Origin of the sequence: Nocardia sp. NPDC052001 (assembly GCF_040680615.1) — a bacterium.
Lineage (GTDB): Bacteria > Actinomycetota > Actinomycetes > Mycobacteriales > Mycobacteriaceae > Nocardia.
In genome coordinates this window covers 32,454-54,943 of record NZ_JBFAXC010000004.1, presented here as the reverse complement: position 1 = coordinate 54,943, position 22,490 = coordinate 32,454, and the positions used below count along the sequence as shown (strand labels likewise).

Below are 22,490 nucleotides of genomic sequence, written 5' to 3'. Positions count from 1 at the left end.
ATCATGTCAGCAGACGATCCAGTACCGTTCTCCAGGGAACCGGCTCAGGCAGGAACGGGGAGACGATGAAGCTGCTGAACCCGCGTGGGTTCGGATTGGCATGTGCGACCGTCACGGTCGGGCTGGGGCTTGTTGTCGCAGGTTGCGCCAGCACCGTCGAGGGTACCGCGACGGTGAATCAGGCGGATGCGACCTCGTACAAGGCCGAGGCCGCGGCATCGTCGACGGCGGCCGCGGCGTCGAAAGCGGCCGCCGCGCAGGCGAAGGCGGTGACCGATAACTGCGATCCGTTCCGTGCTACCACGGGCACCGCTGTGGATCGCTACAACGATTTCGTGGACGCGCACGACGGTCAGACCGCCGACCAGGCCGATAAGCGGGAGGCCGCGGCGAACGCTTTGGACGATGCGGCGAAGACGGTCGAGGGGCGGGTGACCGCGTCCGGTGCGGACCTGGCGGCCGATCTGGCGCAGAAGTTCACCGATTACATCGGCGCGGCGCGCGGATTGGCCGCGGAAGTTCGAAAAATGACGAACAGCTCGTCGGTGGGACCGCTCAATGACGCGAGTCACAAGGTCAACGATGCTTTGAACGCGGTCCGGAACGCTTGCCCGGCACGGTGATCCGGGTGGGCGTGAGGTCTCACATACGACATTTAGGGTGCGAATTCGGCCGATCAGCTTGCGCTACGGGCCATAACCATGTTCGCTTGCATCTACCTATTGTCTGGAGTTGAGGAGGACGCCACCGTGGTCGCCGCGGCGGACGCGCAGAACTACGCTCAGAAGCTTGGCATTACTCACGGAATGGTGATTCAGGAACTGGGCTGGGACGAGGATACCGACGACGGCCTGCGGGCCGCCGTTGAAGAGGCCATCGGGTCCGAAATGCTCGACGAAGACACCGATGAGGTCGTCGACGTCGTGCTTTTGTGGTGGCGGGATGGAGACGGCGACTTGGTCGACGAACTCCTCAACGTGATCACCCCGCTGGCCGATGACGGCATCGTCTGGGTCTTGACACCCAAGACCGGCCATAGTGGCCATGTGGATCCGGCGGAAATCGCCGAGTCCGCATCTCCGGCGGGCCTGACCCAAACCTCGTCGATCAGCCTGGGCAACGACTGGTCGGGAAGCCGCCTGGTACAACCCAAGACGCCCTCGAAGCAGCGCTGACCGCGTCTTCGCTAAGGTCTTCGAATGGACGGCGTGTCACATGTCGTGGCACGCCGTCCTCGAATGCCCGGACACGATGGAGGTTTCGCATGCCACTAGAGGTCGGCACGGTCGCACCGGACTTCACCCTGAAGGACCAGAACAACCAGGAAGTCTCGCTGTCGAGCTACCGCGGTGAGAAGAACATCCTGGTCGTCTTCTACCCCCTGGCCTTCACGGGTATCTGCCAGGGCGAGCTGTGCAAGGTCCGGGACGAACTCCCCAAGTTCCAGAACGACAACGCCGAAATCCTCGCGATCTCGGTAGGCCCCCCGCCCACCCACAAGATCTGGGCAGCCGAACAGGGCTACACCTTCCCCCTGCTGTCCGACTTCTGGCCGCACGGCGCGGTAGCCCAGTCCTACGGTGTCTTCAACGAGAAATCCGGCTACCCCAACCGCGGAACGTTCGTCATCGACAAGGACGGAATCATCCGTTTCGCCGAAATGAACGGCCCCGGAGAGGCCCGTGACCAGCAGGCTTGGGAGAAAGCCCTCGCCGCGCTAGATTCATAACCCGTCACCCGCGAATCCTCGGATCCGCGAACGACATCCGACCCGGCCCAGCCGGGACGACTCGGGCGTATAGCTCAGTGGTAGAGCACTGGTTTTACACACCAGCGGTCGGGGGTTCGAAACCCTCTGCGCCCACTCTCGAATCAACCGGCAGGTACCGATAGGTACCTGCCGGTTTTCGTCCGCGGGGCGATTCGCGCGGTGGAACACAGGATTGGCGAGGCGGAGTGGTGAGCGAGGACCCGGGCGTATTCGGCGAGACCGTTCGGCGCGGGGTGCCGGTCGACAAGGTGGCGGTGGCGCGAATGCTCGCGGAGGCGTTCGAGGATGATCCGCATGCGCGGTGGATGCATCCGCATGCGGGGTCGCGGTTGAAGGAACTGCGGATGGCGTTCGAGGATTCCTATATGGAGTCGGGGCGGACGAGTGAGGGGGTCGATCTCGCCGTTGTGGATGGGGATCGGATTGTGGGGGCGGCGCTCTGGATGAATACCACTCGGGTGCGGACGCCGCGGACGCTGGCGGACTGGGTGAGGCGGCGGCGGATTTTCGGGTCGCGGGTGCCGCTGCTGATGGAGGGGGCGCGGCAGCTGGCGGGTGCTCATGTCGCGGAACATCATTGGCATCTGATGGCCATCGCGACTGCCGCGGAGGTGCGGGGCCGGGGGTACGGGCGGGCGTTGATGGCGGCGGGGTTGGCGCGGTGTGCGGCGGATGGGCTGCCGGCGCATTTGGAGACGGCGAAAGCCGAGAACGTTCCGTATTACCAGCGGTTCGGGTTCGAAGTGGTTGCGACGCTCGAGCTGCCGAAGGGCGGGCCGCGCAACTGGCTTATGCGGTACGAACCCTGAGTTCGTGCGGTTCGGGTCGGGCGTATTGACTTCTTCGTGATTGCAACCCTCTTGCCGGGGGCGATGGCGCTGCACCCTTGGGGAAGGGAGGGCATGCGGGATCGCTGATGGAGAGGGATCTATGCGGATCGAGCAGCTCGAGTATGTGCAGGCCGTAACCCGGTTGGGGTCTTTGCGGCGGGTGGCTGAGGAGTTGCATGTTTCGCAGCCTGCGTTGAGCGAGACGCTGCGGAATCTGGAGCGGGAGCTCGGGGTGGAGCTGTTGGATCGGCGGCGGTCGGGGGCTCGGATCAGTGCCGAGGGGCGGGAGTTGTTGCCCTATATCGCGCAGGTCGTCGAGGCGGTGGATTCGTTGCGGCGGGCGGCGGATGAGCAGCACCGGGTCAGTCGGATGGTGCGGGTGGGGACCGTCAGTGCGGCTACGGTGTCGCTGGTTTTGCCCGCTATCCGGGAGTTTCGGGAGTCGCATGCGCAGACGCAGGTGGAGGTGGTGGATGCGCAGCAGGGGGAGATTCATACCGCCCTGCGGGAGGGGAGTTTCGATCTGGGGCTGGTGAATTATTTGCGGGGGGATGATCTGGCTCCGGAGTTTCACAGTACGGAGTTGTTGCGGGGGCGGCCGGTGGTGTGTGTGCGGGCCGACAGTCGGCTGGCGCGATTGGCCGTTGTGGGGGTTGATGATCTGCTGGGGGAGCCGTTGATCGTCATGCGATCCGGATATGTGATGCACCGGTTCGTGCATCGGCTGCTCGACGGCAGGCAGCCGCTGTTCTCATATTCCGTCGATGGCGCGGAAATGGGGAAGATCATGGTGGCAAATGGCTTGGGGGCCACCATACTTCCCGATTACAGCATTGCTGATGATCCGCTGGAAGCGAGTGGCGTGATTACGTGGCGTCCGCTGGATTGTCGTTCTACCGAAGTGCTTCTGGTCGCGCAACGGCGTAAATCCACCGCGCCACCACAGGCGGCGCGCGCCCTGCATGACGTACTGGTCAGACGCGCCGGTGCACTGGGTGTGCGAGCGGCCTGAACATTCCTGCGCACGGTGGTAGGGAAAACTTATCACGACATCGAAAATGCCTGTTGGACAGCATGTTTCGTCAATTTTAAGGTGGTGCTCATGACTGCTTCGTTCGTGAACCATGAATTCGACAGTGTCGCAGAACCTTTGAAATTCGCCTATTGGGTGCCGAATGTCAGTGGCGGCCTCGTCATCAGTGATATCGAGCAGCGCACCGATTGGAGCTATGAGTACAACCGGAAGCTCGCGGTGCTGGCCGAGAACAACGGATTCGAATACGCGCTGACCCAGGTGCGGTACATGGCGAGTTATGGCGCTGCGTACCAACATGAGTCGACGAGTTTCAGCCTGGCGTTATTGCTGGCCACCGAACGACTCAAGGTGATCGCGGCCGTTCATCCGGGGCTGTGGCAGCCGGGCGTATTGGCGAAGCTGATCGCCACCGCCGATCACCTTTCCGGCGGCCGGGCCGCGGTGAATGTGGTGAGCGGCTGGTTCAAGGGTGAGTTCACCGCGCTCGGTGAACCCTGGCTCGAACATGACGAACGTTACCGGCGCTCAGAGGAATTCATCGAGGTGCTGCGCAAGAGCTGGACCGAGGACGCGGCTCAATTCGCGGGCGACTTCTACCGACTGCGCGGATACGACCTCAAACCCAAGCCGTTGACCTCGGAGGGCCGCCCGCATCCGGAGATCTTCCAGGGCGGAAATTCGACCGCGGCACGCGCGATGGCGGGCCGGGTGTCGGACTGGTATTTCAGCAATGGCAAGGACTACGACGGCATTACCGAGCAGATCACCGAGGTCCGCGCCTCGGCCGCCGAGCACGGCCGCACAGTGAAGTTCGGGCTCAATGGATTCCTGATCGCCCGCGATACCGAAGCCGAGGCCAAGGAAACGCTGCGCGAGATCGTCGCCAAGGCCAATCCCGAAGCGGTGGAAGGCTTCCGGGGTGCGGTGCAGCAGGCGGGCAATTCCGCCGGCGACAAGCGCGGCATGTGGGCTGATTCGTCCTTCGAGGATCTGGTGCAGTACAACGACGGTTTCCGCTCCAAGCTCATCGGCACGCCCGAGCAGATCGCGCACCGGATCATCGAGTACAAGAAGCGCGGGGTGAACCTGCTGCTGCTCGGATTCCTGCACTACCACGAGGAAGTCGAATATTTCGGCAGCCGGGTGCTGCCGATCGTGCGGGAACTCGAAGCCGAATTGCTTGCGGGCACTCCGGAGCCGGTGGGGGTGGCGCGATGACCACCGTAGAGGCGAAGTCCACCACCGACGCCGAACTGGACGCGATCTTCGGCCCCATCTTCGCTCGCATAGGCGAGGGCGCGGTGCAACGCGAAACCGATCGCAGACTGCTGTTCGAGGAGGTGAACCTGTTGCGCGCCGCGAAGTTCGGCGCGCTGCGGGTACCGGTCGAATACGGCGGGTACGGCGTCACGGTCCGCCAGCTGTTCCGGCAGCTGATCGCACTGGCCGCCGCCGAATCCAATCTGCCGCAGGCACTTCGGGTGCATTTCTCCTTCGTGGAGGACCAGTTGCTGGCCGAGCCCAATCCAGCCCGCGAGCAGTGGTTGCGTTCGGTGGCGCAGGGCAGTCTGGTCGGCAATGCCATCACCGAACCGGGTGTCGGCGCGGTCGACCACTATCGCACGAAGCTGACTCGCGATGGTGCGATCTGGCGGCTCAATGGCACGAAGTTCTACAGCACCGGCTCGCTGTACGCGGATTACATTGTGGCGGCGGCGGATCGGGACGGCGAGCGGGTCGGTGTGCTTGTCGAAGCGAACGCCGAGGGCGTGCGTCAGTCCGATGATTGGGACGGCTTCGGGCAGCGGCTCACCGCCAGCGGGACAACGGAATTCACCGATGTGCTGGTGACCGAGGACAATGTGCTCGGCCCCGGATACGGTGCGCCCGGACCCACCTACGCGACGGCCTATCTGCAATTGGTCCAGCTTGCGGTGCTGGCCGGGATCGCCCGGCGGGCGGAGCGAGACGCTCGGGAGTGGGTGGCCGCACGCACCCGCGGCTATACGCATTCGGCCGCCGACCTGCCCCGCCGGGATCCGCTGGTGCAGCAGGTGATCGGCCGCCTGTCCGCCGCCGCCTTCGCCGCCGAGGCCAGTGTGCTCGCGGTCGCCGATGCGCTCGACGAGGTGCTGAACGACCGGGCCCAGGACGAAGGTCTCGTGGTGGCAGCCGAACTCGCGTCCGCTCGCGCACAGCTCGCGGTGATCGACCTGGTGCTGCCCGCGACCACCCTGCTCTTCGAAGTCGGTGGCGCGTCAGCGGTTTCGGAGCGGCTGCGCCTGGACCGGCACTGGCGCAATGCCCGCACCATCTCGGTGCACAATCCCGCGATCCAGAAGGCCCGGGCGATAGGCGATCATCTGCTCAACGGCACGGATCTGCCGTTCGCCTGGAGCGCAGGCGAGCGGACACCCGAGGCGGCGTCATGACGCGCCGAATCCGTTGCAGCGTGGGCCGAGTGGACTTCGGAGGCGAGATCATGAACCGCCGAATCCGTCGGAGCGCGGGCGAGCTGACCCCGGAGGCGAGATCATGACCCGCCGAATCCGCTTCAACGCCTTCGACATGAACTGCGTCGCCCACCAATCCCCGGGCCTGTGGCGGCATCCCGAGGATCAGTCGCACCGCTACACCGACCTCGCGTACTGGACCGAGCTGGCGAAGCTGTTGGAGCGCGGCCGATTCGACGGCATCTTCATCGCCGATGTGCTCGGCACCTATGACGTGTACGGCGGCAATGACATCGCGGCGCTGCGTCAGGGCGCGCAGATCCCGGTCGCCGATCCGCTGCTGCTGGTCTCGGCCATGGCTGCGGTGACCGAACACCTCGGCTTCGGCATCACCACCGGAACCGGATTCGAGCATCCCTATCCGTTCGCACGCCGCCTGTCCACCCTCGACCATCTGACCGGCGGGCGGGTCGGCTGGAATGTCGTGACCGGCTACCTGCCCTCCGCCGCAAGGAATTTCGGCGCGGACGATCAACTCGATCACGATGAGCGCTACGACCAGGCCGATGAATACCTGGAGGTGCTCTACAAGCTGTGGGAGGGCTCCTGGGAAGACGATGCGGTGGTGCGCGATGCCGTCCGCGGCGTCTACGTGGATCCGGCGAAGGTGCACCATATCGGGCACCGCGGTAAGCACTACACCGTCCCGGGCATCCATCTGTCCGAACCGTCGCCGCAGCGGACACCGGTGATCTATCAGGCGGGCGCGTCACCGCGCGGTGTGCGCTTCGCGGCCGAGAACGCCGAGGCCATCTTCGTGGCCGGACCGTCCAAACGTGTGCTGGCACAGACGGTCTCCCGCATTCGTGACGCGCTGGAAGCCGCCGGTCGGGACCGCAACGCCGCCCGGATCTACGCCCTGGCGACCATCATCACCGCCGACACCGATGAGGCCGCGCACCGCAAACACCAGGAGTACCTGTCCTACGCCAGCGTGGAGGGCGGCCTGGTATTCATGTCGGGCTGGATGGGCATCGACCTGTCCACCTACGACCTGGACGCTCCCATCGGTCAGGTGGAGAGCAATGCGATCCAATCCGCCGTGGCCGCGTTCCAGGAATTCGACGATGACGGCCGGGAGTGGACAGTCCGCGATATCGGCCGCTGGGCCGGAATCGGCGGTATGGGACCGGTTTTCGTGGGCTCCGGCGAGACGATCGCCGATCAGCTCCAGGAGTGGGTCGACGATACCGATCTGGACGGTTTCAACCTGGCCTATGCCATCACCCCGGGCAGTTTCGAAGACATTGTGCGCCATGTAGTTCCGGTGCTGACCGCACGCGGAGCGTACGCCGACGAGTACGTCCCGGGCACCCTGCGCAACGCCCTGTTCGAGACCGGGGATCGGCTGCCGCCGGAGCATCGGGGTGCGAGTTATCGCCTCGGCGGTGCGGCGTCGACCGCCTTGCCCGATGGCGAGTCCCGTCCGGGATCCGATGTCCCCGTGCCTGATTCACCGCCCGATCACGATTCGACCCCCGCCGCAGTATTGACCGGAAGCGAGATCCGCTCATGACCTCTCAGCGCAAATCCACCCGCTCTGCCGCCGTGATCGGAGCCGGTCAGACCGGTGTCACCGCGGCACTGGGCCTGCTCGACGCCGGTTTCGATGTGACGCTCTACAGCGATAGGGATCAGCGCGCGCTGCGCGATGGCGTTCCCGCCACCGGTACCGCGCTGGAATTCGGCGAGACGCAGCAGGCCGAATCCGCGCTCGGACTGGATACCTACACCGCCCGCGCCCCCCGGCACACCGGTCTGACCGTGCGGATCGCCGGACCCGAGCGCGAGGAACTCATCGCGTTCGACGGGCATTTCGACGGCTATGTCGGTGTGGCCGTCGATACCCGGCTCAAGGCCGATGAACGGCTGACCGCCTTCGCCGAGCGCGGCGGCCGGTTCATCGTTCAGCAGGTGACGCCGGAGAAGCTCGGCAGTATTGCCGCCGGAGTGGACCTCACCCTGGTCGCGACCGGTCGTGGCGGGCTCTCGGAGCTGTTTCCGGTGGATGAGTCCCGCACGCCCTACAGCGCTCCGCAGCGCTCACTGCTCACGGTCACGGTCACCGGGCTCGACCACGATGACAGCGTATTCGCGCACCGCAGCCGCGCGGGCGGCGCGCGCAGCGGCTTCTCCATTTTCGCCGAGCAAGGTGAGGGCTGGTGGGGCCCGTACCTGCACAAGGACGCCGGACCCAGTTGGGCCTTCCTGGGCTGGGCGCGGCCCGGCAGCGAGTGGGAGAAGCGTTTCGCCGCAGCGGATTCCGCGGACTCCGCGCTGCGGATCGTGCGGGAGCTGTACCGCGACTACATCGATTGGGATCTGCCCGAGGTGCAGGCCACACAGGTCATCGCCGAGGATCCGCATTCGTGGCTGAAAGGCGCTGTGCGCCCGGTGGTTCGGGCGGGGGTGGGGCATACCGGGAGTGGTCATCCGGTGGCCTCGCTCGGCGATACCTCCGCCGCCTACGATCCGATCGCGGGCCAGGGCGCGCAGAGCGGTTTGATTCAGGCGCAGCGGCTGGTCGCCGCGGCGGCCGTACACGACGGACCGTTCGACGAGGAGTGGATCGGGCGGCAGTACCGCTCCTTCCTCGCGGCGCGCGGTGATGCGGCGAATCGGGTGACCCGGCTGTTCCTGGGCGATCCCGAACTCGCGGATATCGGGAACACCCTGTTCGCGGCGGCCGCGGTGGAGCCGCGCTTCGCCTCGGCGCTGGTCGGCCTGCTGCATCGCCCGCAGCCGTTCCTGGGTATCGATTCCCTCGACGCGGCGGGCAGGTTCATCACCGAGGTGACCGGGGAGAACGCGGACGCACTGCTGGCCCGCTTCGAACCGGCCGGACGTTTCGATCGTTCAACTTTCACAAGCAGTCTCGCCACCGCATAGCGGCCGGAAACCCGTCGGATCGCAACCCACCACGTCGGAAGGACCAGCAATGACCGAAACTGCCCGGTGGGTGCGATGACCGAGATTGCCGATCGCCCGTTGACCGTGCCCGTGATCGCCGACGCCGCCGAGGCGTTGGCGGTCGCGGCGCGACTGTCCGCCCGATTCGCCGCCGGGGCGAGCGAGCGGGACGCCCGACGGCAACTGCCGTCGGCGGAATTGGATGAGCTGTCGGGCAGCGGTCTGCTCGGCATCACCGTGCCGCGCGAATACGGCGGCGCGGATCTGCCGACTTCGGTTGTGACGGAGGTATTCCGGCTGCTCGCGGCCGGTGATCCCAATATCGCGCAGATTCCGCACAGTCACTTCGTGTACGTGAACGCGCTGCGGCAGAACGGAACCGAATCGCTGCGGCGGCTGCTCTTCGCGGAAGTGCTGGCGGGTAGGCGATTCGGCAACGCGCAGTCCGAACTCGGCACCAAACATGTGCAGGACTACCGCACTCGGCTGCGGGCGCATCCCGAGGGCGGATACGTGCTCGACGGAGTGAAGTCCTATTCCACCGGAGCCCTTTTCGCGCATTGGATTCCGGTGCTGGCCAAGAACGACGAGGACCGGATCGAGGTGGCCTTCGTCCCCGCCGATGCCGCGGGTCTGACCGTCGTCGACGACTGGGACGGTATGGGCCAGCGCACCACCGCGAGCGGCACCGTGAAACTGGATGGCGTCCGGGTACCGGCGGATCACGTTGTCCCGCACCATCTCACCTTCACCGGACCGCAACTGTACGGCGCTCGCGCCCAGGTGCTGCATACGGCGATCGACGCCGGTATCGCCCGCGCGGCCCTCACCGAGGCCGTCGATTTCGTGCGCACCCGCAGCCGCCCGTGGTTCGAAGCCGGTGTGGAGCATGCCCATGAGGATCCGCTGACGGTGCAGCGCTTCGGCGAACTGGAGGTCTCGGTCCGCGCCGCCGAGGCCCTGCTCGCGGTCGCGGGCCGCACCATCGACGAGGCGGCGGCCGCCCTCGACGAGGACAGCGCAGCCGCCGCGTCCATCGCCGTGGCCACCGCGAAATCCGCCGCCGACCGCGCCGCCCTGGACGTCACCAACGCCCTGTTCGAGGTGGCGGGCACCCGCTCGGCCCTGGATTCGCTGAACCTGCACCGGCATTGGCGCAATGCCCGCACCCACACCCTGCACGACCCGGTGCGGTGGAAGATCCAGCACATCGGGCGCTACATCCTCAACGGGACGCAACCACCCCGGCACGGCGTGCTCTGAAAAGCGATCTCGCTCGGTTCATCGGCGTGGATCACCTGGTCTGCCCGGGGCATCCCGCTCAGGTGGCGCCGGTGCGGTCCGCATCGGCGCAGGCGTGCCGGAGCGCACACAACGCGTAGTGCAACCTCGATTTGACGGTGCCGGGTGAGATGGCCAGCGCGGCGGCGATCTGGTCGGTGGTCGCGTGGTGGTAGTAGGCCTGAACGACGACCTGCCGATGCTCATGGCTGAGTCCGGCAAAGGCGCGCTGGACCGCCCATGCCTCGGCGGGCACCGGACGGCAACGGTGCGGAAGATGCGATACCTGGTCCATAGGCGACTCGCTCTGCTGCTCGAGTGAGATCAAATGCGATCAGCTGCGGCTATACCCGTGTTCGGGGTCGCTACACCGACCTCATACCGCGATCCCGACGGCGCGGCCGATGGCATAGGTGACGGTCATGGCCAGGGCGCCGCCGATGACCACCCGGGCGGTGGCGCGGATCGGGGCGGCGCCGCCGAGTCGTGCGCCGAGGGCGCCGGTCAGAGCCAACGCCGCGAGTACGGCGACGACCGTGATCGGGACCCGAAGTGGAACGGCGGCAAGGAGAATCGCGAGCATAGGCAGTAGGGCCCCGAGGGTGAACGAGAGCGCGGAGGACAGCGCCGCGTGCCACGGGTTGGTGAGATCGTCGGGGTCGATGCCCAATTCGGCCTCGGCGTGCGCGGCGAAAGCGTCGTGGGCGGTGAGTTCCTCGGCTACGGCCAGCGCGGTCGCGGGGGTCAGACCCTTCGCCCGATAGATCTCGGCGAGTTCGGCGAGTTCGGCTTCGGGGTCTTCGGCCAGCTCCCGGCGTTCGGTCGCCAGCAGTGCGCGTTCACTGTCGCGTTGAGTGCTGACCGAAACATATTCGCCGAGCGCCATGGAGACCGCGCCGGCGACCAGCCCGGCCACACCCGCGGTGAGGATCGGGCCGCGCTCGGTGGTCGCCGCGGCGACGCCCACGACAATGCCCGCGACCGAGACGATGCCGTCATTGGCGCCGAGTACACCCGCCCGTAGCCAGTTGAGTCGCGACGACAGACCTGCCGCGTGTGGCTCCGCCGGGTGCGGCGTCAGCACGGACGTCGAAAGCCCTTCGGAAGCGGGACGATCTTCACTCATATCGGGCACGCTAACGAATTAGCGTCGCCGCCACCAGCAATGGAAGCCTGCCCGAAGTGAGGTAATGCATTGCACACCAAGGTATTCCAAACCTATGTGCCGGCCGGCGTTTTCGACAGGGAAGACCGGTGACTTCAGATTTTGCCCGCGTAGCTTTCGGCTACGGCGCGGTCCTGTTTGAATCCGCCGATGATGTTCGCGGCCTTGACCTCGTCGAGGTCGAGTTCGGCGATGAGGATCTCGTCGGTCTTCCCGGCGCGGGCGATCACCCTGCCGAAGGGATTGATGACCATGCTGTTGCCGTAGAGCTCCAGGGCTTCCTGGTGTCCGCGGTTGTTGGCGGCCAGGACGAAGACGCAGTTCTCCAAGGCGCGGGTGGCGGGGAGCAGGTCCCAGGCGTGCGCGTATTCGGTGGGCCACGCGGCCGATAGGAGCAGGACATCCGCGCCCATGTCGACGAGGGCGCGCTGTTGTTCGCCGTAGGTGATGTCGGCGCAGGTGTTGAAGCCGAAGGTCACTTCGCGGCCGCTGTGCGGGAGAACGACGGTCTCGACGACGAGTGTGCTTCCGTTGGTTTGGGGTTCGGCCTTATGGACTTCGCTGGCTCCGCCGAGATAGCGCGCTTTGTCTTCGGGGGAGACGGTGGCGTAGGACTTGCCGTGCAGGTGGATCTTGTCGTAGCGGGTGCGGATTTCACCGTTGGGGGCGAAGAAGATCGCGGTGTTGAAGGGGAGGCCGCCGTCGTCGTTCTTCACCTGGAAGGTGCCCGCGTGGACGTACGCGCCGACGCGGCGGACGGATTCGCCGATGCGGGTGAAGGCCCAGCCGTCGAGGGTGTGCTGTTCGGCGAATTGGATATCGTCCATGAAAGCGCCGTCGAGCCATTCCTCCGGCAGCATGATCAGGTCGATGTTCTGGTCGGCCAGGGATTCGATGCGGGCGCAGGCGCGCTCGAGGCGCTCCTTGATGGGGTAGTCGAGTTCGGGCAGGTGCTGGATGATCGCGATCTTCATGAGAATGCCCTTCCGTTGATATTCCTTCTTCTCGTAGCGATTCACCAGCAACTTTACCAAGACATTGGACAAATGTCCGATGTGTGTGGGTCGCGCTTATCACACCGATCCGACCTGGGGATGGGCAGTATCAGTCCTGTTCAGGGGTGCTATTTATGAGCGCTTTGATCGCCCGGCGGAAGAAGTCGAGATCCTCGATACCGCGCGGCCACGCCGCATTCTGCAATGCCGCACCGTCGATGAACGCCATGATCACGCGCGCTCGGAAATGGGCATCGGGCAGCCCGAGGTTCTCGAGCAATGACTCGGTTACCTCTTCGTACGTAGTGATCAATCGCCGTGCGATCGGGCGCAACGCCGGATCGTGGCGGCACTGCAAATACAGCGTCAGCTGTGAAAGCTTTTCCGCGCCGGTCGCTCCGGTCTGCGCGGCATCGCCGATCAAGAGATCCAGGTAGCGGTCGATCACCTGCGGTGCGGATTCCCGCGATGTCGGCTCCAATGCCAGCTGCCGGATATTGCCGATCAGCCGGGTCGCCGCCACATCCATTGCGGCCGCGATCAATTCGTCGATCGAGGTGAAGAAATAACTGGTCGAGGAGAGCGGTACGCCCGCGCGCGCGGCGATGGCCCGATGAGTCGCCGCCTTGACCCCGCCCTCGGCGATCACCTCGTTGGCGGCGTCCAGCAGCAGTGCGCGACGTGCCTCACCCGCGGCGCGATGGCTCTGCGGTCGCGGCGACATGCGGCGATGATAGCCAGCGCGGTGCTGGTCCGGCGGTATCGGCACGCTGCACGGGCGATCCGATGTGATCGCCGCATATGCGTGCGCCGGTGGACCGTTCCCTCGAGGTGGCCGCCGGACGGTCAGTCGACGGTGAGGACGATCTTGCCGGAGGTGCGGCCGCTAGCGCCGAGCGCGTGTGCTTCGGCGGCCCATTCGAGCGGCAGGATCGTGTCGATATGCGGTCGCAGCGAACCGTTTTCGACGAGGGCGGCGATTTCACGCAGACCCGCCCGATCGGCCTCGACGATCATGAACGCGGCGCGCGAGCCGAGCGGGCGCGCCTGCTCGGCCAGATATGCCTCGGCGGGGGAGGCCAGCGCGACCAGGATGCCGCCTGGCCGCAGGGTGGTCAGCGAACGGGGTCCGTATTCGCCGCCGATCGTATCCAGGACCACGTCGATATCGTGCGCGATGGTGGTGAAATCGACTGCGGTGTAGTCGATTACCTCATCTGCCCCGAGTTCGAGCACGAGATCGTGTTTGGCCGATCTGGCCGTGCCGATCACGTATGCGCCACGCGCCTTGGCGATTTGGACCGCCAGGTGACCGACGCCGCCCGCCGCGGCATGGATCAGTACGCGCTGCCCGGGTCGCAGGTCGGCGGTGTCCACCAGTGCCTGCCATGCGGTGAGCGCGGCCAGCGGTAGTGCTGCCGCCTCGGTATGAGTGAGTACCGGCGGCTTGCGGATCACATGCCGCGCAGGTGAAGTCACGTATTGCGCGTACGTGCCCGCCGGATGCGGGTGTCGGGGCAGGCCGAATACCTCGTCGCCGGGCTGGAAGATGGTGACGCCCGGGCCGACGGATTCGATGACCCCGGATACGTCCCAGCCCAGGCGAATCGGCGTCTCGCCGCCCGCGAGTCCGCCGCTGGCTCGATGCCAGGAATCGGTCGGATTGACGCCGATCGCGTGCACTCGAATGAGCACTTCGGCGGGCCCGGGTTCGGGCCGGGATACCTCGGCGAGCTTCAATACCTCGGGTCCGCCGAACGTATCCTGTTTGATGGCAAGCATTTTCGACTCTCTCCTTCGAGATCAGGCGGGCTGATCGTGCAGTTGCGATGCGTTGTCGGGGCGTGCCGTCGCACCGGAGACCTGTTTGCCGAGGTTGATGAAGAACAGGATCAAGCCGATGGTGAGGGTGATGTGCCCGAGGCCCGCCAGGCCGGAGATCGCGGCGCTCGTGTGCGCGCCGAAGACGGTTTGTATGCCGTGGACGGTCATCATCGTGACCGTCAGGACGAGACCGGCGTTGTAGATCCGGAAGAACCAGTCGAACAGTTTTCCGTCGCTCGGGCCGAACGCCTTCTCCAGCGCCAGCACGATGAGGTGGAACAGCATGCCCAGAGCCAGCAGATGGGTGTGCACCACGGCGAGCTGGGTGTCGCCGGTGAAGTCCTGCCATTTGGTGATTTCGCGGTAGACCAGGCCGCTGATGACGCCGACGATCATGTATGTGTGTGCCGCGTAATAGATCTTCTGCACGGGGGCTCGTTCCTCATCTCACTTGAAAACCGCGTTTCCAAGGATTCGGGACGGGTGATGTGCGAACAATGATCGGTTGCGCAACAGCGGTTTAGGTGCGCTGAACGATTCAGTAGTCGAGGGCGTGCTCGGGCTGGCAGACATCCATCGGCGACGGCAGGTATCGGACGATGGCGTCCAGCAGTGGGGCATTGCCCGAAGCGTCGCACAGGATGGGCACCACATCGCCGATGCGGGTGCGGCGGCGGATACGCCGGTGTAGTTGTTCGGCGGGGATCTCGGTGGAATCGGTCCACATCGGGAACAGGTCGATGATGTCCTGGAACTCCGCGCCGACGCCGAGCGGGACATGCAGCGCCAGCGGTGTCGCGCCGTGGATGTCGGCGATGGTGTGCATCCAGCGGTCGAAATCCGCGCCGGGCTGGTCGAGTCCGTTGATCAGGCAGAGTCTGGCGACCTGATGGTCATCGGCGATGCGCAGCACGGTTTCCAGGCGCGGATCGCGGCGGGTCGCTGCGTTGACGACCGCGATCAGGCCGTCGGCCACCCGGATCGAGTGTTCCAGCTCGGCGTTGGGGATGCGGCTGGACAGTTCCGCGATGCGGATCGTGTACTCGGCCTGGTCCGCGGGCCAGCGGATGGCGCCCCGATCGCCGGAATCGCGGTGCAGGCGGTGTGCCACGCATGCCGTCTCATTCGGGTCGCCGATGATCGTGACATTGCGGATCGACTGCGGGTCAATAGCTTTGGTGCCCATCGCGGTGTGATACTCCTCAATCCGCGTCCACCGTACCTCCGGGGGAGCGCGGCCGGAGCGGATTTCGTCCCCAAAGTAGAACGTGTTCCTATACGGTCGGGTTGTGCAGAAAGAACAACGCCCCGCCGTGGCCGACTGGTTCACCACGGATGACGGTGTGACGCGGCTCGTGGGAACACGCTGCAATGACTGCGGCACACCGTACTTCCCGAAGAACACGCTGGCCTGCCGCAATCCGCAGTGCACCGGACCGCATGACGGTTCCGAGCTCGCCGAATACCTGTTCTCCACCCGCGGCCGCATCTGGTCGTACGCGGACGCCCGGTACAAGCCGCCGCCGCCCTATGTCTCCGCCGATCCGTTCGAACCGTATGTGGTCGCGGCGGTGGAGCTCGAGGTCGAGAAGCTGGTGATTCTCGGGCAGGTGGTGCGCGGGCTCAGCGTGGACGATCTCGCCGTCGGCATGCCGGTCGAATTGACCGTTGGCGTGCTGTACGAGGACGAGGAAGCGGAGCACACGGTGTGGATGTGGAGGCCGGTCAATGACTGACAACGATCGCGATATCGCCGTCCTCGGTGCGGGTATGCACCAGTGGGGCAAATGGGGACGCAACTTCGTCGAATACGGGTTGGTCGCGGCGCGTGCGGCTTTGGCGGACGCGGGGGTGAACCACCTCGACGTCGGTTACATCGCGGGCGCGGACACCATTCGCAACGGGTATCCCGGATTCGTCGCGGGCGCGACGTTCGCACAGGCGCTGGGCTGGTCGGGGGCGCGCATCTCCAGCAGTTACGCCGCCTGTGCCTCGGGTGCGCAGGCCATCGCCAACGCGCGCGCCCAGATTCTGGCCGGGCTGACCGATGTGGCGCTGGTGATCGGCGCGGACACCACGCCGAAGGGGTTCTTCCAGCCGGTCGGCGGTGAGCGCCGCGATGATCCGGACTGGCTGCGCTTCCATCTGCTGGGTGCGACCAATCCGATCTACTTCGCGCTGTACGCCCGCCGCCGCATGGCATTGCACGGTGCGACGCTGGACGATTTCGCCGCGGTCAAGGTGAAGAACGCCAAGCACGGCCTGAACAACCCCTACGCCCGCTACCGCAAGGAAGTCACCGCGGAGGAGATCGCCGCCTCGGCCATCGTCTCGGATCCGTTGCGGCTCTTGGACATCTGCGCCACCAGTGACGGCGGCGCGGCCCTCGTGCTGACGTCCGTGGACTACGCTCGCCGCCACGGCATCGCCGACCCGGTCCGCATCAGCGCACTGTCCACGGTCACCCCCACCTTCCCGAAAACCGTGCTGGATCTTCCGGATTTCGCCACCGATTCCGCTGTGGCGGTGGAGCCCTCGGGCAATACCTTCCGCTCCGCCATCGCCGCCGCGGCCTACGAGGAGGCGGGCATCGGCCCCGAGGACCTGTCCTTCGCCGAGGTCTACGACCTCTCCACCGCCCTCGAACTGGACTGGTACGAGGACATCGGCCTCTGCAAGCCCGGCGAAGCCGAAGAACTATTGCGCAGCGGCGCAACAACTCTCGGTGGCCGCATCCCCGTCAACCCCAGCGGCGGCCTGGCCTGCTTCGGCGAAGCCATCCCCGCCCAAGCCATCGCCCAAATCTGCGAACTCACCTGGCAACTCCGCGGCCAAGCCGACGGCCGCCAAGTGGACAACCCCCGCGCCGGCATAGCGGTGAACCAGGGCCTCTTCGGCCACGGCTCCGCCATCATCGCCACCCGCTGACCCCGGTTCCCGCCCGAAAACCCAGGCCACACCTGGGTTTTCGGGCTTTTCTCATTTCCCCCGAGACCAAGGCCACCGCCGCCTGGCCGGTACGGCCTCGTGAACCACCCGTCGGTATGGCAGTCAGGGGCTGACGAAAGCGGACGGGGGACTGACGGTTTCGGTCTTCGCTCTCGGCCTGTTCGGGGTTTCAGCGTTCACTTTCAGCAGGTCGCGGAGGCGGCCATTGCTGGAAGGGAACGATGATGACTGAGTATGTGGACTTGGAGTACGGGACGCTGGCTTGTGATGTGGTGGGGGAGGGGCCGTTGGTGGTGTTGTCGCATGGGATGGGGACTGTGCGGCAGGACTTTCGGCATTTGGTTGGGGTGGTGGCCGCGGCGGGGTATCGGGTGGTGAATGTGGATATGCGGGGGCATGGGGAGTCGAGTGTCGACTGGCCTTCGGTGACGGGGGAGGCTGCGATCAGCCGGACCGATGTGGCCGAGGATCTGTTGGGCGTGATTCGGCATTTCGGTGGTCCGGCGGTGATCATCGGGCATTCGCTGTCGGGTGGGTCGGCGACCATTGCGGCGGCGCGGGAGCCGGGGTTGGTGTCGGGGATTGTCGAGATCGGTCCGTTTACGTTGACTCAGGACTTTCATGTCGGGGCTATGGTCACCAGCCGTCGGTATCGGCGGGGCATGGTGCGTCTCGGGCTTACCTCGATGCTGAAGTCGCTTACTTGGTGGCGGCGGTATCTGGATCTCGCGTATCCGACCAAACCGGCTGATTACGAGGGATATCTCGCGGATTTGGAGGGTGGGCTGCGGCGGCCCGAGCGGTGGGAGGAGTTCGCGAAGACGGGGCGGACCACCCCGGCGGATGCGCACGCCCGGTTGGCCGATGTCCGGTGTCCGGCACTGGTGATCATGGGGGCGGCGGATCCGGATTTCGCGGATCCCGAGGCCGAGGCGAACGCCATTGTGGCGGCTATGCCGGAGGGCGTCGGACGGGTCGTGATGGTCGAGAACGGCGGGCATTACCCACATGCCCAATTCCCGGATCGTGTTGCCGCGGTGTTGCTTCCATTCCTCGAGCGCTACGCGACGCCTGCCCGGGATGCCGGGTTCGACCGCGTCGGGTGAGGTGGAAGTCGACGGCCGTCACGGTCACTCGCTGACCGTGGCGGACGGGCGTCCAGGCTGCGATGATGGCGGGATGGGCGAGCCGCGGACCGTTGTCTTCGTTGTCTACGAGGGCATGCAGTTGGTCGAATTGGCCGGGCCGATGGATGTTTTCGTCTTCGTCAACGCGCTGGTTGAACGCGAGGAATACCGGCTGATCACGGCTTCGCCGGAAGGCCGGGCGATCAAGGCGGCCGGGGGATTGACCCTCGCGGTCGAGCATTCGCTGCACGAGCTGGCCGCCTCGGCGGCGGAGATCGACACGCTGGTGGTGGTCGGCGGCTGGATTTCCGGGCCGGTGTCCGCCGAGGTGGTGTGCGAATTGCCCGCGCTGGCAAGGAAATCCCGGCGGGTGACCTCGGTGTGTTCGGGTGCGCTGCTGCTCGCGGCGGCGGGGTTGCTGGACGGGTATCGGGCCACCACGCACTGGGGTACGACCGAGCGGTTGGCGCGGACCTATCCGCGGGTGACCGTGGAGCCGGATCGGATCTTCGTGCACGATCGCAATCGATGGACCTCGGCGGGTGTTTCCGCCGGAATCGATCTCGCGCTCGCACTGGTCGAGGATGATCACGGGCGGGAACTGGCGCAGGAGATCGCGCGGGCATTCGTCGTCTTCACGCGGCGATCCGGCGGCCAGGCGCAATTCAGCGCGCAATTGCGCGCCCAGCCCGCCCGCACCCCGGCGATTCGCGCGGTGCAACAGTGGCTGCCCGACCATCTCGACGCGGATCTGTCGGTGGCGATGCTGGCCGAGCGCGCCGGTATGAGCGAACGGCATTTCGCGCGCGCCTTCCGGCTCGAAACCGGAAGCACCCCGGCGGCATTCGTGGAGGACCTGCGCATCGAGGCGGGCCGCCGCCTGCTGGAATCCACCGAACTCACCATTTCCGCCATCGCGCGGGCCGTGGGCTATCGGCACGGCGAGACCCTGCATCGCGTCTTCACCCGCCGCCTGTCCACCACACCGGAACGCTATCGCCGCCACTTCGCCGCCGGGACCGCCGAAGACCACCCGTGAGCGGATGTGGAATGCCCCTCGCGGGATTTACTCTGTCCGAGACAGATTGAAGGAGCGGTATGAGTACACCCGATCTCGGAGCATCGATGTTCCCGGCCTGGTTCGACCGGCTGCAGGTCAAATACATGAACCCGGTCATGCGCCGCGCTGCGCCCTACCTCCCCACGTTCGCGGTGATCCACCACGCCGGACGCAAATCCGGGAAGCCGTACACGACCCCCGTCAACGCCTTCCGCTCGAAGGGCAAGTTCACGGTGGTGCTCGGTCACGGTGTCACCGATTGGGTCCGGAATGTGCTGGCGGCGGGCGAGGCCGATGTGCAATCCCAATTCCGCACCATCCGAATCACCAACCCGCGCATTGTGGAGCCCGGTCAGGCCGGTCCGGATCTCCCGCTTCCGGCGCGCGTAGCGGGCGGGCGTTTCGGCGTACTGGTCGCCGATATCGCCTGAGCCCCAGACCTGTTCAGCCCCGGGCGGATTCGAGTAGTTCACGCCACCGCCGCATGATCAGTTCGGTGTAATCGTCAGCGGCGATGCCGTACGCGCCGAGCGCATACCCGTCATTGGCTTCGACCAGAGCCGTCTCCCGGTTCGCGAGTAAACCGAAGTCGATGCCGTACGCGCTCGGCGCGACCGGGTGATAGGCCGCGATGGCCGCCTCGACCACGCTCATATCCAGGGCCGCCGATTCATCTCCGCTGTATCGATCGACCGCGAGTACACGCCGATCGGCAACGTAGACACGGTATTCCGCGATCCAGGAGACGACCTCGGAGCACCACACCCGCTGGCGTCGGCTGACCGGACCGAAGTCCGAGATATCCCGCTCCGAGTAACACACCGCACCGGTGAAGCTTTTGCGCCGCTCGGCGGGTTTGACGAATGTCGTTGGTAGGGAACCGATTTCCAGCGACCGCTCGACCTCGCCCAGGGTCGACGTCCACACCTCACGCCGCAGGAATTCGCGCAGGCGTTCCGGATAGTCGTCGGGCGCGGGAATCGGAATCCCCAACTGCCGCAACGCCCCGTGCATCGCGTCCATATCACCGGCGATCAGCACATCCGGCCCCAACGGCAGTTTCCGGCGATGGATCTGCTTGATCGTGTAGTACCGCACCGGAATCCCGCGCCGCCGCAACCCTTCCGAGAGCAGCGCCTCTTCATGGCGCATCGGACCCGATCCGGAGTACTGGAGAAACGCCGTGGTGAACATGATCCTCAGATCATGCACCGCGACAGCCGGATTCGGAGCCACCGGGCCGCTCACAGCAGGTGAGCGGCCCGGGAGATCTCAGTAGGTGTAGAAGCCGCGGCCGGTCTTGCGGCCCAGGTAGCCCGCTTCGACCATGCGGCGCAACAGCACCGGGGGCGCGTACTGCGGTTCACCGAATTCGGCGTAGAGGGATTCGGCGACCGCGAGGGTGACGTCCAGGCCGACGGTGTCGGTCAGGCGCAGCGGGCCCATGGGATGCGCGCAGCCGCTGACCATGCCCTCGTCGATATCCTCGGCGCTGGCGAAACCGGTCTCGTACATGCGAATCGCATTGCACAGGTAGGGAATCAGCAGGGCGTTGACGATGAATCCGGCCTGGTCCTTGGATTCGATGGTGCGCTTGCCCAGCACCTCCCGCGCGTATGCGGTGACCGCGTCCGCGACGGCTCGATCGGTCTTGAGCGTCACCACGATCTCGACCAGCGGCAGCACCGGCACCGGGTTGAAGAAGTGCACACCGACCACGCGGCCCGGGTTCGAGGTCGCGTTGGCGATCCGAATGACCGGGATGGAGGAGGTGTTGGTGGCCAGAATGGTCTCCGGGGAGACGATGGCGTCGAGCTTGGTGAAGAAATCGGCCTTGAGCGATTCGATCTCCGGCGCCGCCTCGATCACCAGTTCCCGATCGGCGAAATCGTCGATCGAGACGGTGAGGGTGATGCGCGCCCGCGCCGCGTCGGCGGCATCCTGCTCCAGACGCCCGGACTTCACCGCGCGCGCCAGCGACTTCTCGATACGCTCGATCGCCGCGTCGGCCGCCGCCGCGTCCCGCTCCAGCACCAGAACTTCGCCACCCGCGCGGGCGGCCACTTCGGCGATGCCGGCACCCATGGTGCCGCCACCGATTACGCCGATGAGTTGCATTGTCGGTTATCTCCCTGTGCTCGATTTGTCTCGCAGCCATCCTGGTCGACCGCGTTCGGGCGTTCGCCACCGGGCAGGGAGCCCACGGTGGATGAGGTGTGGCAGACCGATTGTCAGAGTTGTGCCCGCAGCTCCTCGAGGCTGGTCGTCAGCTGTGCGATGGCCGCGTTGTAGAAGCGGGGACCGTACGAGACCCGAGCCACGCCGAGGTCTCGCAGGGTTGCGAGCGGCAACTGTGCGCCGGTGTTGCCGTTGATCGGTCCGGGCAGTTCGGCGACGAGGGTGGCGAGATCGTCCCGGCCGCCGACGCCGATGGGGTAGAGGCAGTCGGCCCCGGCCTCGCGGTACCGGAGTCCACGCCGGATCGTCTCGGCCAGCCGCTCGGATTCCGGGACACGGTTCTTCGGGAGGAAGACATCGATGCGGGCATTGATGACGATCGGTACCCCGGCGTCGTTTGCGGCGGAACGGATTTCCGCGAGCCACCGGGCATGCGCGCCGGGATCGGTGAGGCCGCCCGCACGGTGGTCGGTGTCCTCCAGATTGCAGCCGACCGCGCCGATATCGAGTAGCCGGTCGACCAGTTCGCGAGGGCGCATGCCGTATCCGGCTTCGGCGTCCACGGTCACCGGGATCGCTACCGCGCGGGCGATGCGACCGGCGGCGGCGAACATCTCCCGCCAGGGCGCGCCCTCACCGTCGGGGTGGCCGAGCATGGCAGCGATGGCGTTGCTGGCGGTGGCGATCACCGGGAATCCGGCCGCGGCCACCGCCTTCGCACTCGCGGCGTCCCAGGCGTTGGGCAGGACGAGCATTTCCTTCGTGTGCAGCGCGCGGAGGGTGTCGGCGTGTGCCTTCAGATCGGTCATATATCGATATACCGTCCGAGCGCCACGAATTCATCGGCCGTC

Annotated in this window: 24 protein-coding genes, 1 tRNA gene and 1 pseudogene; 16 read left to right on the top strand and 10 right to left on the bottom strand. The window is 66.0% G+C overall.

All coding sequences use genetic code 11. From position 1 onward, the window contains the following. Window positions 1–65: 65 nt before the first annotated feature. The 11 genes from AB0L82_RS20390 (at window position 66) to AB0L82_RS20340 (ending at window position 10,323) form a co-directional block, all read left to right on the top strand. On the top strand, window positions 66–623 hold the full coding sequence (locus tag AB0L82_RS20390; RefSeq protein WP_364638245.1) for a hypothetical protein: 558 nt from the start codon (window positions 66–68) through the stop codon (window positions 621–623). A 126-nt stretch (window positions 624–749) separates the two neighbouring features. Next, on the top strand, window positions 750–1,175 hold the full coding sequence (locus AB0L82_RS20385; RefSeq protein ID WP_364638242.1) for a DUF3052 domain-containing protein: 426 nt from the start codon (window positions 750–752) through the stop codon (window positions 1,173–1,175). 89 nt (window positions 1,176–1,264) lie between these two features. Next, window positions 1,265–1,729, top strand: a complete 465-nt coding sequence (locus tag AB0L82_RS20380) for a peroxiredoxin (RefSeq protein ID WP_364638238.1) — start codon at window positions 1,265–1,267, stop codon at window positions 1,727–1,729. Between the two features lie 63 nt (window positions 1,730–1,792). Further along, window positions 1,793–1,864, top strand: a tRNA-Val gene (locus AB0L82_RS20375). A 95-nt stretch (window positions 1,865–1,959) separates the two neighbouring features. Then, a complete protein-coding gene (locus AB0L82_RS20370; RefSeq protein ID WP_364638235.1) occupies window positions 1,960–2,580 on the top strand; it encodes a GNAT family N-acetyltransferase in 621 nt (206 codons plus the stop codon). A 121-nt stretch (window positions 2,581–2,701) separates the two neighbouring features. Next, window positions 2,702–3,613 carry a LysR family transcriptional regulator gene (locus tag AB0L82_RS20365; protein WP_364638232.1) on the top strand — a complete coding sequence of 304 codons (912 nt, stop codon included), beginning with the start codon at window positions 2,702–2,704 and terminating at the stop codon, window positions 3,611–3,613. Window positions 3,614–3,703: 90 nt separating this feature from the next. Beyond that, window positions 3,704–4,855, top strand: a complete 1,152-nt coding sequence (sfnG, locus tag AB0L82_RS20360) for a dimethylsulfone monooxygenase SfnG (RefSeq protein ID WP_364638229.1) — start codon at window positions 3,704–3,706, stop codon at window positions 4,853–4,855. Next, entirely contained in the window at window positions 4,852–6,069 is a 1,218-nt protein-coding gene (locus AB0L82_RS20355) for an acyl-CoA dehydrogenase family protein (RefSeq protein WP_364638226.1), read from the top strand. The genes sfnG and AB0L82_RS20355 overlap by 4 nt, the downstream gene beginning before the upstream one ends. A 103-nt stretch (window positions 6,070–6,172) precedes the next feature. After that, complete coding sequence (locus AB0L82_RS20350) at window positions 6,173–7,666, top strand: LLM class flavin-dependent oxidoreductase (RefSeq protein WP_364638223.1); 1,494 nt, start codon at window positions 6,173–6,175, stop codon at window positions 7,664–7,666. Then, window positions 7,663–9,039: a styrene monooxygenase/indole monooxygenase family protein gene (locus AB0L82_RS20345; protein ID WP_364638218.1), complete on the top strand. Its 1,377-nt coding sequence runs from the start codon at window positions 7,663–7,665 to the stop codon at window positions 9,037–9,039. The genes AB0L82_RS20350 and AB0L82_RS20345 overlap by 4 nt, the downstream gene beginning before the upstream one ends. A 75-nt stretch (window positions 9,040–9,114) precedes the next feature. Continuing rightward, a complete protein-coding gene (locus AB0L82_RS20340; RefSeq protein WP_364638215.1) occupies window positions 9,115–10,323 on the top strand; it encodes an SfnB family sulfur acquisition oxidoreductase in 1,209 nt (402 codons plus the stop codon). Window positions 10,324–10,381: 58 nt separating this feature from the next. Here the strand turns inward: AB0L82_RS20340 and AB0L82_RS20335 are convergent. From AB0L82_RS20335 to AB0L82_RS20305, 7 genes and pseudogenes are all read right to left on the bottom strand, one after another. Then, window positions 10,382–10,567: pseudogene (locus tag AB0L82_RS20335) on the bottom strand (sigma factor-like helix-turn-helix DNA-binding protein); the annotation flags it as partial. A 150-nt stretch (window positions 10,568–10,717) separates the two neighbouring features. Then, entirely contained in the window at window positions 10,718–11,467 is a 750-nt protein-coding gene (locus AB0L82_RS20330; protein ID WP_364638212.1) for a VIT family protein, read from the bottom strand. A gap of 134 nt (window positions 11,468–11,601) precedes the next feature. After that, window positions 11,602–12,525 (bottom strand): nitrilase-related carbon-nitrogen hydrolase, encoded by a 924-nt coding sequence (locus tag AB0L82_RS20325; RefSeq protein ID WP_364638209.1) that lies wholly within the window; start codon window positions 12,523–12,525, stop codon window positions 11,602–11,604. 85 nt (window positions 12,526–12,610) lie between these two features. Next, window positions 12,611–13,225 (bottom strand): TetR family transcriptional regulator, encoded by a 615-nt coding sequence (locus AB0L82_RS20320; RefSeq protein WP_364638206.1) that lies wholly within the window; start codon window positions 13,223–13,225, stop codon window positions 12,611–12,613. Between the two features lie 122 nt (window positions 13,226–13,347). After that, a complete protein-coding gene (locus AB0L82_RS20315; protein ID WP_364638204.1) occupies window positions 13,348–14,283 on the bottom strand; it encodes an NADP-dependent oxidoreductase in 936 nt (311 codons plus the stop codon). A 21-nt stretch (window positions 14,284–14,304) separates the two neighbouring features. Further along, window positions 14,305–14,754, bottom strand: a complete 450-nt coding sequence (locus AB0L82_RS20310; RefSeq protein ID WP_364638201.1) for a DUF2871 domain-containing protein — start codon at window positions 14,752–14,754, stop codon at window positions 14,305–14,307. A gap of 109 nt (window positions 14,755–14,863) precedes the next feature. After that, a complete protein-coding gene (locus AB0L82_RS20305) occupies window positions 14,864–15,511 on the bottom strand; it encodes a GTP-binding protein (RefSeq protein WP_364638198.1) in 648 nt (215 codons plus the stop codon). A 127-nt stretch (window positions 15,512–15,638) separates the two neighbouring features. On the opposite strand from AB0L82_RS20305, the gene AB0L82_RS20300 reads away from it, so the two are divergent. The 5 genes from AB0L82_RS20300 to AB0L82_RS20280 all read left to right on the top strand — a co-directional run bounded on the left by AB0L82_RS20300 (window position 15,639) and on the right by AB0L82_RS20280 (window position 19,892). Beyond that, a complete protein-coding gene (locus tag AB0L82_RS20300) occupies window positions 15,639–16,061 on the top strand; it encodes an OB-fold domain-containing protein (protein WP_364640349.1) in 423 nt (140 codons plus the stop codon). Beyond that, on the top strand, window positions 16,054–17,253 hold the full coding sequence (locus AB0L82_RS20295) for a lipid-transfer protein (protein ID WP_364638195.1): 1,200 nt from the start codon (window positions 16,054–16,056) through the stop codon (window positions 17,251–17,253). The genes AB0L82_RS20300 and AB0L82_RS20295 overlap by 8 nt, the downstream gene beginning before the upstream one ends. Before the next feature lie 245 nt (window positions 17,254–17,498). Then, on the top strand, window positions 17,499–18,380 hold the full coding sequence (locus AB0L82_RS20290) for an alpha/beta hydrolase (protein WP_364638192.1): 882 nt from the start codon (window positions 17,499–17,501) through the stop codon (window positions 18,378–18,380). A 73-nt stretch (window positions 18,381–18,453) separates the two neighbouring features. Then, entirely contained in the window at window positions 18,454–19,440 is a 987-nt protein-coding gene (locus AB0L82_RS20285; protein ID WP_364638189.1) for a DJ-1/PfpI family protein, read from the top strand. A 59-nt stretch (window positions 19,441–19,499) separates the two neighbouring features. Next, complete coding sequence (locus AB0L82_RS20280; RefSeq protein WP_364638186.1) at window positions 19,500–19,892, top strand: nitroreductase family deazaflavin-dependent oxidoreductase; 393 nt, start codon at window positions 19,500–19,502, stop codon at window positions 19,890–19,892. Between the two features lie 13 nt (window positions 19,893–19,905). On the opposite strand, the gene AB0L82_RS20275 is transcribed toward AB0L82_RS20280, so the two are convergent. From AB0L82_RS20275 to AB0L82_RS20265, 3 genes are all read right to left on the bottom strand, one after another. Beyond that, window positions 19,906–20,697: an ATP-grasp domain-containing protein gene (locus tag AB0L82_RS20275; protein WP_364638183.1), complete on the bottom strand. Its 792-nt coding sequence runs from the start codon at window positions 20,695–20,697 to the stop codon at window positions 19,906–19,908. A gap of 36 nt (window positions 20,698–20,733) precedes the next feature. Further along, window positions 20,734–21,579 (bottom strand): 3-hydroxybutyryl-CoA dehydrogenase, encoded by an 846-nt coding sequence (locus tag AB0L82_RS20270; RefSeq protein ID WP_364638180.1) that lies wholly within the window; start codon window positions 21,577–21,579, stop codon window positions 20,734–20,736. A gap of 113 nt (window positions 21,580–21,692) precedes the next feature. Further along, the gene (locus tag AB0L82_RS20265; protein ID WP_364638177.1) at window positions 21,693–22,448 is read right to left on the bottom strand and encodes an isocitrate lyase/phosphoenolpyruvate mutase family protein; all 756 of its coding nucleotides are present in this window, start codon (window positions 22,446–22,448) and stop codon (window positions 21,693–21,695) included. Between the last annotated feature and the right edge of the window lie 42 nt (window positions 22,449–22,490).

What these genes read in the sequence shown, in the direction of transcription:
- AB0L82_RS20390 (WP_364638245.1), top strand. Translation starts at nt 66, where the DNA reads ATGAAGCTGCTGAACCCGCGTGGGTTCGGATTGGCATGTGCGACCGTC.
- AB0L82_RS20380 (WP_364638238.1), top strand. Translation starts at nt 1,265, where the DNA reads ATGCCACTAGAGGTCGGCACGGTCGCACCGGACTTCACCCTGAAGGAC.
- AB0L82_RS20365 (WP_364638232.1), top strand. Translation starts at nt 2,702, where the DNA reads ATGCGGATCGAGCAGCTCGAGTATGTGCAGGCCGTAACCCGGTTGGGG.
- sfnG (WP_364638229.1), top strand. Translation starts at nt 3,704, where the DNA reads ATGACTGCTTCGTTCGTGAACCATGAATTCGACAGTGTCGCAGAACCT.
- AB0L82_RS20355 (WP_364638226.1), top strand. Translation starts at nt 4,852, where the DNA reads ATGACCACCGTAGAGGCGAAGTCCACCACCGACGCCGAACTGGACGCG.
- AB0L82_RS20350 (WP_364638223.1), top strand. Translation starts at nt 6,173, where the DNA reads ATGACCCGCCGAATCCGCTTCAACGCCTTCGACATGAACTGCGTCGCC.
- AB0L82_RS20345 (WP_364638218.1), top strand. Translation starts at nt 7,663, where the DNA reads ATGACCTCTCAGCGCAAATCCACCCGCTCTGCCGCCGTGATCGGAGCC.
- AB0L82_RS20340 (WP_364638215.1), top strand. Translation starts at nt 9,115, where the DNA reads ATGACCGAGATTGCCGATCGCCCGTTGACCGTGCCCGTGATCGCCGAC.
- AB0L82_RS20330 (WP_364638212.1), bottom strand. Translation starts at nt 11,467, where the DNA reads ATGAGTGAAGATCGTCCCGCTTCCGAAGGGCTTTCGACGTCCGTGCTG.
- AB0L82_RS20320 (WP_364638206.1), bottom strand. Translation starts at nt 13,225, where the DNA reads ATGTCGCCGCGACCGCAGAGCCATCGCGCCGCGGGTGAGGCACGTCGC.
- AB0L82_RS20315 (WP_364638204.1), bottom strand. Translation starts at nt 14,283, where the DNA reads ATGCTTGCCATCAAACAGGATACGTTCGGCGGACCCGAGGTATTGAAG.
- AB0L82_RS20305 (WP_364638198.1), bottom strand. Translation starts at nt 15,511, where the DNA reads ATGGGCACCAAAGCTATTGACCCGCAGTCGATCCGCAATGTCACGATC.
- AB0L82_RS20295 (WP_364638195.1), top strand. Translation starts at nt 16,054, where the DNA reads ATGACTGACAACGATCGCGATATCGCCGTCCTCGGTGCGGGTATGCAC.
- AB0L82_RS20290 (WP_364638192.1), top strand. Translation starts at nt 17,499, where the DNA reads ATGACTGAGTATGTGGACTTGGAGTACGGGACGCTGGCTTGTGATGTG.
- AB0L82_RS20285 (WP_364638189.1), top strand. Translation starts at nt 18,454, where the DNA reads ATGGGCGAGCCGCGGACCGTTGTCTTCGTTGTCTACGAGGGCATGCAG.
- AB0L82_RS20280 (WP_364638186.1), top strand. Translation starts at nt 19,500, where the DNA reads ATGAGTACACCCGATCTCGGAGCATCGATGTTCCCGGCCTGGTTCGAC.
- AB0L82_RS20270 (WP_364638180.1), bottom strand. Translation starts at nt 21,579, where the DNA reads ATGCAACTCATCGGCGTAATCGGTGGCGGCACCATGGGTGCCGGCATC.
- AB0L82_RS20265 (WP_364638177.1), bottom strand. Translation starts at nt 22,448, where the DNA reads ATGACCGATCTGAAGGCACACGCCGACACCCTCCGCGCGCTGCACACG.